Raw genomic sequence first — 12,281 nt, 5'->3', positions numbered from 1 at the left:
CACACGTTACATGAAACAGTTACACGTAACCATTGTTGTCGGTATATGTGGCAACTGCTCAGTAATGTGAAAAAATTCTTGAAAAAATCTGCAAATAGATTCTTTCAGATAAAGTAAATCGAGTGTCCCACTATTATGAAAAGTTATTTAGACACAGGAAGCTTGTTATATTTAAATTCTATAAACTGATTTAAAAATGGCCCCAAGTCCATTTCAATCCCCTTAAATTTTTATTTTGTAATTTACAATGATTTTATTTCATATAAGATCAATCTCAAATCTATGACATTTAAATATATCAATCAAAATTGATACATAATCATCTCGATATTTCTTTCTGATTTTATCAGTATTAAGTGCTTTGACCATTTGATTGCTATTTTTAAAAATAACCTTAACATTAGAATGAGAAATATCAATCAAACAATCATAAAGAGAATCTAAACACCGACCTAAATAACTTCTTTTTCCTAGAAATGCCTCACCTAAACAACAATATAAACTTGGAATATCAGTAATATTGGAACAATCAACAATGATATCATTTTCAATATTTTTCTTTTGAAGACCATGGCAGTCAAAACTTAGATCTAACCAAATTCTCTTTTTTTCACCAGATAATGAAAACCAGTCAAAATAAGCATCATCATTATTCCATGAAAATAATATCTCAGAATAAATATTAACATAGTTACGGCGAACCCAATAATCTGGTAATGCCATTATAATTATGTTATTTTTTTCAACTAAAAAATTCGCCTGATCAACTATATAAAACGAAGCAAGATATTCATCTCGATTCATTTTCATTACATTTAATTTATTATTTTTTTGTAAAAATGAATAATCATATCCACTATAGAATTTCACTCCTTTCAGGAAACACAAATATTTATCATTTATTTTATTTATATGGATAAGATCAATTTCCCCAAACTCAATATCATTACTCTCTAATATAATTTTAGATAGCATACAATCACCCTTGATAAATAGCGTCTCTATGAATTAACATGAAATTCCTCCATATACCCTCAATCTGAACATGTTTTTTCCAATCACTTGTAATATAACCGCCCTTTTAGGATAAATTTTCATTTAGAACCACCATAAATTAATACCATCTTGATAATGGGGAATTTTCATATATGTTCTCCTCCAATAATTCCTTAGTAATAATTCCATTATCAAGTAAAGGGGAAACTATTTCATTCAATATTTCAAGATCTTCTTGGCATCCAGTATTATCGAAAAGTAGAAATAATGCCCTATCAATAAGTTTAGATTCATCACACTCTTTAGCTTCTATAATTAAATCTACAATCTTAGATTTGATCGCTTTATTTTCTAAATACCAATCACTTTCAGATGAATACTCTTTGTTGTGAAATACTTTTAATTCTTCAGATAAGTCACCAAGTCGTAAATAAAAATTACCGTTCATTTAATAACCTCATATTCTAAAAATGAAGAACCCCGCCGCAAGCAGCGGGGTATCTTAAAACAGTGCAAACTGATAGTCTGAATGTAATTTGTTATATTCTTTACCTTGATTTTTAACATATTTGCCAATCATCTGTTCGTCTCCATGTTTACCAACTGTGCTGGCAAAATATCCATCTGTCAAAAATTCTCCGCCCCATAGTTCCTTTTTCACTTGAGGGCAACGTTTGAATATTTCTCTTGCAGTCAGACTTTTTATCAGCGTTACAATTTTTGTCACACTGTATGTTGGCACCGATTGGATCAAGAAATGCACATGGTCTTTGTCTGTACCTATTTCCAAAAATTTCAGCTGATACCTTTGCTCAATTTCAAGGCAAATATCTTTTAGGACTTCATCTACCTGCAAGTCAAAAACTGCCTTGCGGTACTTAGCGGGTAACACTAAGTGATACAACAAGATGGTGACATTATGACTTTTATGGATGTATTCGCTCATTATGTTAGTTTACGCCGCAAGCGGCGGGGAATTCGACCCGAAGAGATTAAAAACTCAACTACTATCGTAAATTAATTATTAAACCGAATATGATAATATTATTCAAGTATTAATTTACAGTGCTCTTCAATCGTCATTACCATATCATAAGAGAAAGATTGAGTTAACCCATCAGGAATAGTATTGTCTATTGCCTTAAAAGATAACTCGCTATCTTTCCATATAACAGTTATTGATCTATCTGGTCTTCCAATTTCTATTAAACAATCATTAAAAGCATTAAGGTTATTTCCCATATAGCCAAATTTTCCAAAGAAAGCATATCCAAACTCACAATAAAACGAGTAGTAATCATGGATATACTTACCTTCAACTATTATTGTGTCTTTTTCAACTGATTGCCTGAAACCACCAAAAAAATAACTTGCCGATATATATATTTTCTTAGATTCCCTAATCATATCCAACCAAATTCTATCATTTTTATCACTTAGTGATTTTAATAAAGAAAGAGCTCCTACTTCATACATACCTGACATTATTTTCGAGTAAATATACAATGTGTCATTAGATTTAATTAGTTTCAAAATAGAAAAACAAAAATCGAATCCTTTCTCAAATTCGTTACTTTTTAACGTATAAACTTCGCCTTTTCTTAAAAGCACATCAACATTTTGAACTGATACTCCTACTAAAGCAAACAAATAAGCATAACCTAACCTAGAGAAATCATGACATTCTATCAGCTCCTTACAGGAAAAAAGCATAGTTCCATTACTATGGAAAACATAATATAAATCTTTCATTATATTAATACCCTATAATAAACTTCACCTTATAAAATTTATTTTAATTAATTGTTGAAATTTTTTAGTTTGAAAATAAATTTAATTTAAAACCCACCTTACCATTATCTTATAATAGCAAGGTGAGATAGAAAAACGTCTATTTTCAATTCAGCACTAAGTTACAATACTCTTCAAGAGTAGAAACTAAATCATAGGAGGATATTCCGTTGTATCCCTCAGGCATAGTGTTATCAATAGCCTTTAAAGAAATTTCACTGTCTTCCCATATTATATTAACTTTTTCAAGTTTAGCTAAGTAATCATCAAGCGAATAAATACTATTTCCTATGTAGCCAAAATTCCCAAAAAATGAATAACCAAGTTCGCAATAGAATGAATAATAATCTTGGATATATTTCCCTTCAATAACCACTGTATCTTTTTCTATTGAAATTCTTTCACCACTAATAAGGTAACTAGCCGATATATAAATTCTTTTTTTATCCCCTTTCATATCTAACCAAATTCTTTGATCATCATATTTTCTGGCTTTGAGTAAAGAAATAGCACCAAGCTCATACATATCTGGTCTAAGATCTTCTATATATAGGTATAATGTATCATCAGATTTAATCAATTTTCTTACTGAAAATGAAACATTCAACCTTCCATCAAAACTTGAACTTTTTAATGTGACAAGCTGACCATTTGGCAAGAAATCTACATCCTGAGTTGATATTCCAGTCAAGACAAACAAATAAGTATAACCAATACCAGAAAAGTCATAACATTCAATAAAGTCTTTGCAAGAAAAAAGTACATTATCCATATCATCACAAATGTAATATAGATTATTCATAGTATCCGCCTCCTTTGATAAGAAATGGTAACCTTATTATCCATTACTTAATCACCACATCAAATATCCTCTCCCAGTGAGGATAGCCAAACCCAACCATGATTTTCCCATCTCCTAAGTCCTTAGTTATTAACCTTAATCTGTTATTACCACGTATAACATCCCATTCAAGCCCACCTTTCCATTTGTCTACTTTCTGCCCGTTCTCCAGCATCCCGCCAAAAACCTTTTGCTTACCGGACTTATCGAGGCGAGGAAGTCCTTTTCCGTCAATAATATCATTAACGGACTTCTGCATTGCATCAAGTTCATGTGGCTTAGGGGCATCTTTCTTGGGGGGCTTCCTAAGAGTACAAATTCTTGTTGTTCCCCAAGGATCAATCCACAACAGTGGGTTTGGTGCGTATTGGTAAAGATTTGTCCCCCCATTCAACCCTATGGGATCTGGCGAAATAAACCGTCCAATTTCCGGTAAATAATACCGAAAAGTATTAAAGTGTAGCCCCGTCTCTTTGTCAAAATACTGCCCCGCATAACGCAGATTCTGGTCAAAGTTTTTTGGTGAGCGTTCCGTATCGGTAAAATATGCCATTGTGGTGCTGTTGACCGCACCAAACGCATCATACTTCCCTGACCACGCAATTTTTCCGTCTTCGTCCGTGACTTCCAATGGAGCGCCATTGATATCCGTGTGATACCAGAAATAATCCTGCACAGAGCCTTTGGTAACAACACAGGCTAACGGTGTGTAGCTGTCATGGGATTCGTAACAATACGTCTGAGTTTTACCCGTATTGGTGGTACGCTCCTGCAATAATTTCAAGCCATGCCAGACAAAATCCGTTTGTTCCTGCTGAGGTGTGCCTGTCGGCCATGTGATGACTACCTTGCGAATACGCCGACCCAGCGCATCGTAATGATAGTTAGCCTTCATACCGTTGCCTTCGGCGATGATCAGACGATTATCGCCATCATAACGATACGTTTGCTTGTTATTGATGCTTGTTCCACGGGAAATCACATTGCCATGCGCGTCATGCTCATAGCACCACTGGTTCCACTGTGTCAGCCTGTCGCCTTGCGGGGTCAGGTGTTTATTCTCTTCTGCTTCTTTTTCCATCATCGATTGTGGACGTTCAAGCAGATTGTCTGCACGGTCGTACCACAGCATTTCTTCAAAGCTGTCTACGCTGGTGACTTTTTTCAGTCGGCTTTCAGAGTCATACAGATATTCCACCCAGCCACGGTAATGATCTTCCATCAGGCACAAATCATCCTGCCTGTCATAATGCCATGCCCGCCACGGTTTGCCCTGTCCGATGGATGCTGATTTATCCCTGACACTATACTGGCTGATGCGACGTCCTAATGGATCATATTCGCGGAACTGGAATAATTTACCTTGTGTCCGGCTGGTTTCACGATGCAGGTTGTCACGTTCAAACTCCGTAATCATTTGTTGATTATGACGAATAGCGCTGAGATGCCCGGAACCATAGTAGAGCCAGCGCAGGGTATCCCCTTGTGGAAGAGTCAATTCGGTCAGGTTATCCATTTCATCATAATTGAACTGAAGTACCTCGTTGCCGGAGTGTTCCCGAATAATCCGCCCCAACGCATCATATTCAAAGTTGATCGTATTCGGCAGCAACCCTAGCTGTTTTCCTGCGGTGTTCGGGATATGAGCGGCTTCCAACAACCTATCCATTTTATCCCACTGATATTGATAATTACCGGTGTCGGTTTCCCTTTCGATAAGGTTACCTGCCGCATCGTAATACAAGTAAGCTGAGCGCACTGGTTGCTGAAATACTCGATCTCCCATCCGTTTTTCCGCACTCAACAAACCAGCGGCATTGTATTCATATTGGATCAGTGTATCGTCAGGGCGGATCTCTTCAATCAGACGACCTTCTGCATCACGATTAAGCAGATAACGGCTACCATTGGCATTTTCAATCTGTACCAGATGCCCTTCAGGATTGTATTGATAACGAACCTGCCGTTGTAGACGGTCAGTAGCACAGACGATTTGTCCTAGCGTATTGTACTCCCAGTAACGAGGTGAATTTTCATTTCGTTGGTGATGGGTGAGCTGCCCAGCACTGTTCCATTCCATTTGCTCTGTCGAGCCATCTGGATAGGTAACACAAACCAACTGGCCATTTTGGTCATAGCTATAACGGACAGTTTCCATTATGGCATTGGTAAAACGGCTCAGACGGTTCTCATTGTCGTACTGCCATTCACTGCTCTGGCCGGAACAATCGGTATGCCGGATCAGCTGCCCCTGAATGTTCCATATAAAACGGCTTTCCCCACCTTTAGCATCAATGCGCTTATAAGGCCGTTGAGTATTTAGGCTGTAGTGATAACATGAGGTTTGTTTGAGTGGCGAGGTTTCTTTGACTAAACGCCCGAATTCATCGTAATCCAATGCAGTTTCTGTGCCATCCGGCCAGAAAATAAAGGTCAGTCTGTCAGTGTCATTCTGGTATTGCCATTGGGTTTTATTGCCGTTACCATCGGTCATGCTCAGGAGACGCCCAAGTTTATCCCACTCCCCCAGACGGGTATGCCCTTCGGCATTTCTGTAACCCTGTGGCAGACCAAATTCATCCCACAAAATATGATGCTCTGTGCCATTTCGGTCGGCACAATGAACAATCTGATGGTCTTCGTTTAATGTCCAAATCGTACTGGAACCATCCTGCCAGTATGCAGTACGGATCAGGTTCTTATCATCATAATCCAGTCGATAGCCTGCACCTTTACTGTTTTTTTGACTGATAACTCGCCATAACCCCTCTTCGATTTGCTCCCACTCATAATCATTACGCAGACCATATTTATCCACATGCCATGCCATCATGCCATGTTCAGTCCAACCGAATTGACGCTGGAAATGATCACTACGATGATTGACACCAATAAGCCGAGCATTCTCATCATAGTGATAGTGACAGAGGCGAACGCGTTGGTCGTTGTGCAATTTCCGCCAGACTGTAGTTAACCGAGAAACAACCTTGCCATCGATTTCTATGACGCCATAATCACAATGCAGATTTAATCCGCCGTTACCTGTGATATTAACCATTTGCTGTTGGGCGTTGTAATGGAAACGCTGCTCGTTACCAACATTATCGCGAATATGGCTTAACCGGCTGATGCCTTCATTATCAAAGACAGAATAGTGATAAACTCGTTCACCTGCATCACGGATTTCCCATTCACCATCTTCAGTGTGTATCAACCAGCTTTGTGCATCAGGGCAGAAACAACAATGACCTTCCGGCACCTCTGGAAAAGGGACGATATCACCAGACAAATTGCGCCAGAGCATACCTTCTTCAACACGGATTAGCTGACTTTCCCAAAACAGATTCCAGCCTTGACCCAATACACTGTCATGCTGATAGCAACTCAGGTAACTGCGTTGCCAATAGAGTGGTAACTCGGACTCAAAAATAAAATCCAATTCATCTTCATCGTTCAGGAATTTTTGACCAGTAATGACTTCTACCGGCCTGGACATAATACCGACAAGTCCGCCCCCTATCGCCAACCAACTCAGGCGACATGCTATTTTTCCGATTTGTTCAGCTCTGGGAAGCCGACTGAAGAATTTAGCTATTGCTCCTGTTCCACGCGTCATCCGGTGGATCTTACTCACCAACTTTGGCATCACGCCCATCATTTTACGGGCTACGCCACCTAAGCTGGTCAGTGCCGCCAAAAACATCGTTGCATCAGAGAGGTTATATGCCCATTGAGGAATTTCCGGCGTAATAGCAGCTTCAGTCTTCGTCCCACCACCAATTAACACATTTGGAGAGCCTGTCATAACGGCTGCATCACAAGTCGTTTTATCTCCCACCCGCGAGGCTGGCAATCCATTAATGAAGACGGAATCAGAGCCTTGTGCCATCTGGCGGGGACCGATTTCTTTGCTACAAACCACCGTACTTAGTTTTGCGATTGCTGCCGGTTTATTATTGATTAGAACATTTGCGGAACCACTTTCTATGGTTCCGCTGGGGCTTTGTGACGCGGCTCCTTTTGAAACACAATAATCACGAGCTGACTCACCTAAAGCGCTGGCTGCCATTCCTAAAGCAATAGAAGCACCAATCAGCAAGATTCCGACTCCTGCACAGGATGCCGCAACGCCAAATGCCAAAAGAGGACCTGATAAAATGCCTCCTACAGCTGAGATTAATGAACCGATGACTGTACCAATAACTAATCCAGCCATTGCACTGGAATGCCCTATCGTATCGCCAAGCCTTGCCGCTTCTGGCATAATGTTCTCTCCTTAGAACTGAAAACTCTCCAAACAATCATGCAACCACTGCCGTTGTGATTCAGTGAAAGCCTGCTGTGATGACATTGTGAAAATCAGCACCTTTTTCTCATCCAGTAGAAATACGGCCTGATATTGATAGACTTGTTGTCCTTTTTTGGGGCGATAACGAGAAAGCAGTAAACTGCCTTGGAGTAGATTGTCACCTAATACAGCTTCCCCCTCTTCAAGAAACTGCCAGTCACGCAGGCTTTTTTTCAATAATTCCTTCTGACGAATTAAATAACTGGTTAGATCTTCTTCTTCGTTCAATTGATCCCGACCAATATTTAATGCGGGAAGATTTGGGGCGATGATGATATTAACAGTTTGTTCCTGATAACCTTCCGGAATGGTGATACTGCCTTCAGTGAACTGACAGCGTTGGCATAATTCCATATTCCTTTGCCTCATTAATGGTAGATACATACATTTAATATATTAATGAAACAGAATATAACGCCATAGACCATGTATTCCAGAGTGAATAAAAGTATATAAATAAATTTGCAATTAACTTCTTCTCTTAAATAAAATCAGTTAATTACATCATTTAAATTTCACGTAACACAATAGATTAAAATTATACTGACGCGCTGCGCTTGTCTTCTATGAGTTATCTGGCTAATGTATTAACCAGATAACTCATAGAATCTGAAAAACATTATTCCCACCAGAAAAAGCATTTCCTTTAATCCCTACCCTATTAAAGAATTAGGGATAAAACTGTTCACCCTCTTCACCTCTTAATATTTTCATTTAAATTCATGTTGTTAAATGGTGATAACTTGAAATCAAACTCATCACCACTCTTCACCAACCATTCACCTTAAAATCAGGAAAAGGTGAATAGTGATGAAGACTTGTGAACAGTTTAAAAATAACTATTCACCCTATAACGTATTGATATATATTTTTAAATTATAAGGTGAACAGTAGTGAACACTTTTTATATTTCTTTGAAAATTATTATCAATAAAGAAAAAAATTATTCTTCTGGCAGGTTATCCCTTGCCAGTTTTGGCATCCACCCAATAGCCGTGTCGATATTCAGGCTCAGATTACTGCGAATGCCGTATTTGCTTTTCTTGCGCAGGTAATGCTGGTTATACTCCGCCAGTGCGCCCGGCATATCCATACCAAAACGGGTTACGGAAACAGGTTTATTCAGATTGTTACCTTTCATATAGGCAAGGTAAGCATGATAAAGGTACTTACGGGGATTGAACGGCACAATCTCCGCATTACCGATTAACAGACCATCAGTTTCATGAGAAGCCACCAGATAACCGCAGAAATCAACCAGTGGATCGGTGCCACGTTTGATATCCAGCGCTTCTGCGGACTTTTGTTGCTCTGCCAGTAAACGCCTTGCGGCTTGTGGGTCAACAAACCAATGCAGCAGATGCCGAATAATTACAGGTAGTTCTGCCGCGATTTTATCCCGCAGAAGTGGATCACGTTCATTTTCCGGCACAACTTCGGAAAAATTGAAAATCACTCGACGCCGTGATACGCCACCACTGCGATCACTGAAACTCATGGCATTATTGTTTACCGCCAATACCACAGCAGGGATGCGTGTTGAATAGGGCTGTTTATGTTTCGGATCGATAGCGACTTCATCCCCACCCGTAATGGCTTTGATACCGGAGCCATCGCCCACATAGCGAGTTTGATCTGGCAGGATAATCAACGAGTATCCCACAATCAGCGCCCGTTCCCGTGGGTTTTCCAGTGCAGCCATACTCGCAGAAACAGTGTTGCCTTTGCCTGCCAGCATTGAACAGATTTCAGCAAGGATACTTTTTCCACTGCCTCCAGCGCCGGTGATTTCCAGAAACAACTGCCAGTCGTAACGGTTTGCCAGAACCATAAACAGGGCTGCCAGTACCCGCTCAAACTTATTCTCACAGTTGGCTGTTGCCCGATTGAGCCAGCGCCAGAACTGTGGCGCATGGTCTTTCAGGGTTTCCCCCGAAACAGGGGAATTGAACGCAACATCATTCGCCAGTAGCAACCAGTCACTTTTACGATGAGCTCGGAAGTGGCAGGCTTTCAGGTCAAACACGCCGTTACTGAATCCGATTAAATGGCGTTCTGGTGGCTGCATCATAGGAAGCTGTAATTTGAGAGCATCCACGGCAGAGCTGATACCATGCGGTGAGTACGGTAGTTTCTCTTCCATAAAGGCCGCGACCATTTCCCGCTTTAAATCGCGGTCACTGACCGGACGCCAGACAATGCCGTCATAGTGATGCACGGTTTCCGAAGCGCCATCCAATGCTAAATCACTATCATAACGCGCCAGTAACACCTCTCCGCGCTGGCTGGCTCCCATCTGGCATAATGTCAATTTTGAAGACTCGATGCCATTGGTCTGAATAGCTGCTTTTTTCTTGGTTGTATGTCATGTTCTTTTCTATGTTATGCCGCTCGTGATTCCGCGATCCGCTGCGCAATCCAGTTATCAATTTCTGATTCAACAAAGGCGACGGAGCGGGAGCCGAGTTTGACTTGTTTCGGGAATTCTCCGGCACTAATCAGTTTATAGATCCACGCTTTGCTATAACCCGTTCTGCGTTGAACTTCCGGCAAACGAATAAAGTTTTCCTTCGGTGCTGTCATTGTCATATTTTTTCTCCTGTTACCGAGTCCTTGAGCGTTCATCGTGGACGTTGTTTGATGACAGGCGGATTATTTAAAAAGCAAGACTAAATGAACAGCGTTAATTGTTTTTCCAATTTGTTGAATTTATTTTTTCAGGAAATTTTGGCTTTTAATTGGCATTATGTATAAAAAACAAGCTCGTGTGCCACGAGCACGATTGCGCAAAAAATCATCATATATTTACGCCCTTTTGCCAAATTTTCCAATCAGCACATTTTCGCCTCGTTCCAGCATCTCCATATGATCCGCATACCATTGCAGCATTTCCCGGCGACCATCCAGATACTGAGCGTGGTTGTAAGTACCCCGAATGCTGTTCTTGTCAACATGAGCAAGCTGAGTTTCAATCCAAGCTGTGTTATAGCCTTGTTCATGCAGGATGGTACTCATGGTATGGCGGAAACCGTGACCTGTTGCCCTGCCATCATAGCCAATACGCTTAATAACCTGATTGATAGCAGCCTCACTCATCGGTTTACCCGCATCATTACGGCCGGGGAAAACGTATTTCCCTCGCCCTGTAATAGAATGCAGTTTAATAAGAATGGCTTTAACCTGATTTGATAGTGGGACGATGTGAGGGCGGCGCATTTTCATTCGTTCGGCAGGGATTTGCCAGAGATCGTTATCGAAATCGAATTCAGTCCATTCCGATTCTCTCAGCTCAATGGTGCGTACTCCGGTCAGCATCAACATACGTGTTGCTGATTGCGTCACCTGACTGCCACTATAGCCACTCAAAGCGATGAGGAAATCATTCATCTGGTCGGCTAAAAGGTGTGGGAAGTGTTTTTGCTTGGGCGCTTTGAGTGCACTGGCAAGATCGGTAACGGGGTTGAACTCAGCCCGTCCGGTAATAACCGCATAGGTGAAAATTTGCCGACACGCCTGTCTGGTTTTCTTCAATTTATCCAAAACACCGCGTTGCTCCATTTTTCGCAGCACAGCCAGCATTTCAGCAGGTTTAATCTCGGTAACAGCACGTCTGCCAATATACGGGAAGATGTCTTTTTTCAGATATTCCAGAATGTCTTCGGCATAGCCTTTTGACCAATTAGGGCGTTTATATTCGTGCCACTCAATAGCGATGGATTCAAAACTATTGCTGACCGCAAATACTTTGGCGGCCTTTTCTGCTCTCTTTTCTTCTATCGGATCATTACCATCCGATAGCGTCCGCCGCGCATCATTTCTCTTGGTTCGTGCTTCGGCAAGGGAGATTTCAGGATATACCCCTAATGCGAGTAATTTTTCTTTGCCTGCGATCCGGTACTTTAACCGCCAATAGCGAGAGCCATTCGGGTTTACCAATAGATAGAGTCCGCCGCCATCGGCAAGTTTATAGGGTTTTTCTTTCGGCTTTGCAGTGTCCACCTGTCGGGCTGTTAACTTCATACGGGGGTATCTCACTTCATTGAACCTGAACGTACCCCTAAATATACCCCTATAAGATCGTAGATTTCAACATACCTTACTAGACTATAGGAGAACGGAAAAAGGCCAACACTGCGTATTTATTGGGATTTTGTAGACTTCGGAAGACGTTACGATATGAATGGATGGTACGCCCTACAGGATTCGAACCTGTGACCTACGGCTTAGAAGGCCGTTGCTCTATCCAGCTGAGCTAAGGGCGCATTGAGATGTGAAATAAGAAACATCATTAATGCAATGTGTTGA

The 12,281-nt window shown here is 40.7% G+C and carries 10 protein-coding genes and 1 tRNA gene; all 11 read right to left on the bottom strand.

The features are described 5' to 3' along the window. Positions 1-258: 258 nt before the first annotated feature. Positions 259-975: a barstar family protein gene (locus AACS90_RS06990; protein ID WP_099122263.1), complete on the bottom strand. Its 717-nt coding sequence runs from the start codon at positions 973-975 to the stop codon at positions 259-261. A gap of 139 nt (positions 976-1,114) precedes the next feature. After that, positions 1,115-1,444, bottom strand: coding sequence for a hypothetical protein (locus AACS90_RS06985; RefSeq protein ID WP_099122262.1), 330 nt, complete (start codon positions 1,442-1,444; stop codon positions 1,115-1,117). 54 nt (positions 1,445-1,498) lie between these two features. Continuing rightward, positions 1,499-1,942 carry an IS200/IS605 family transposase gene (gene tnpA, locus AACS90_RS06980; RefSeq protein WP_099122261.1) on the bottom strand — a complete coding sequence of 148 codons (444 nt, stop codon included), beginning with the start codon at positions 1,940-1,942 and terminating at the stop codon, positions 1,499-1,501. 98 nt (positions 1,943-2,040) lie between these two features. Beyond that, on the bottom strand, positions 2,041-2,748 hold the full coding sequence (locus AACS90_RS06975) for a barstar family protein (RefSeq protein ID WP_099122260.1): 708 nt from the start codon (positions 2,746-2,748) through the stop codon (positions 2,041-2,043). Positions 2,749-2,893: 145 nt separating this feature from the next. After that, positions 2,894-3,589 carry a hypothetical protein gene (locus AACS90_RS06970; RefSeq protein ID WP_099122259.1) on the bottom strand — a complete coding sequence of 232 codons (696 nt, stop codon included), beginning with the start codon at positions 3,587-3,589 and terminating at the stop codon, positions 2,894-2,896. A gap of 43 nt (positions 3,590-3,632) precedes the next feature. Next, positions 3,633-7,892: an RHS repeat-associated core domain-containing protein gene (locus AACS90_RS06965; protein ID WP_241538256.1), complete on the bottom strand. Its 4,260-nt coding sequence runs from the start codon at positions 7,890-7,892 to the stop codon at positions 3,633-3,635. Between the two features lie 12 nt (positions 7,893-7,904). Continuing rightward, on the bottom strand, positions 7,905-8,330 hold the full coding sequence (locus AACS90_RS06960) for a DcrB-related protein (RefSeq protein WP_099122258.1): 426 nt from the start codon (positions 8,328-8,330) through the stop codon (positions 7,905-7,907). A 589-nt stretch (positions 8,331-8,919) separates the two neighbouring features. Next, positions 8,920-10,317 carry a DNA primase family protein gene (locus AACS90_RS06955; RefSeq protein ID WP_241538258.1) on the bottom strand — a complete coding sequence of 466 codons (1,398 nt, stop codon included), beginning with the start codon at positions 10,315-10,317 and terminating at the stop codon, positions 8,920-8,922. A gap of 41 nt (positions 10,318-10,358) precedes the next feature. Next, positions 10,359-10,565, bottom strand: a complete 207-nt coding sequence (locus tag AACS90_RS06950; protein ID WP_099122257.1) for a helix-turn-helix transcriptional regulator — start codon at positions 10,563-10,565, stop codon at positions 10,359-10,361. Positions 10,566-10,781: 216 nt separating this feature from the next. Further along, positions 10,782-11,996: a tyrosine-type recombinase/integrase gene (locus AACS90_RS06945; RefSeq protein ID WP_099122256.1), complete on the bottom strand. Its 1,215-nt coding sequence runs from the start codon at positions 11,994-11,996 to the stop codon at positions 10,782-10,784. A 165-nt stretch (positions 11,997-12,161) separates the two neighbouring features. Further along, positions 12,162-12,238, bottom strand: a tRNA-Arg gene (locus AACS90_RS06940). Positions 12,239-12,281 lie beyond the last annotated feature (43 nt).

The sequence above is a fragment of the Xenorhabdus sp. KK7.4 genome, assembly GCF_963876465.1.
Classification (GTDB): Bacteria; Pseudomonadota; Gammaproteobacteria; order Enterobacterales; family Enterobacteriaceae; genus Xenorhabdus; species Xenorhabdus stockiae.
Note: the sequence above shows the minus strand (reverse complement) of the source record. Positions and strands in the feature narration are given on the sequence as shown.

What these genes read in the sequence shown, in the direction of transcription:
- AACS90_RS06985 (WP_099122262.1), bottom strand. Translation starts at nt 1,444, where the DNA reads ATGAACGGTAATTTTTATTTACGACTTGGTGACTTATCTGAAGAATTA.
- AACS90_RS06990 (WP_099122263.1), bottom strand. Translation starts at nt 975, where the DNA reads ATGCTATCTAAAATTATATTAGAGAGTAATGATATTGAGTTTGGGGAA.
- AACS90_RS06950 (WP_099122257.1), bottom strand. Translation starts at nt 10,565, where the DNA reads ATGACAATGACAGCACCGAAGGAAAACTTTATTCGTTTGCCGGAAGTT.
- AACS90_RS06945 (WP_099122256.1), bottom strand. Translation starts at nt 11,996, where the DNA reads ATGAAGTTAACAGCCCGACAGGTGGACACTGCAAAGCCGAAAGAAAAA.
- AACS90_RS06970 (WP_099122259.1), bottom strand. Translation starts at nt 3,589, where the DNA reads ATGAATAATCTATATTACATTTGTGATGATATGGATAATGTACTTTTT.
- tnpA (WP_099122261.1), bottom strand. Translation starts at nt 1,942, where the DNA reads ATGAGCGAATACATCCATAAAAGTCATAATGTCACCATCTTGTTGTAT.
- AACS90_RS06960 (WP_099122258.1), bottom strand. Translation starts at nt 8,330, where the DNA reads ATGGAATTATGCCAACGCTGTCAGTTCACTGAAGGCAGTATCACCATT.
- AACS90_RS06965 (WP_241538256.1), bottom strand. Translation starts at nt 7,892, where the DNA reads ATGCCAGAAGCGGCAAGGCTTGGCGATACGATAGGGCATTCCAGTGCA.
- AACS90_RS06975 (WP_099122260.1), bottom strand. Translation starts at nt 2,748, where the DNA reads ATGAAAGATTTATATTATGTTTTCCATAGTAATGGAACTATGCTTTTT.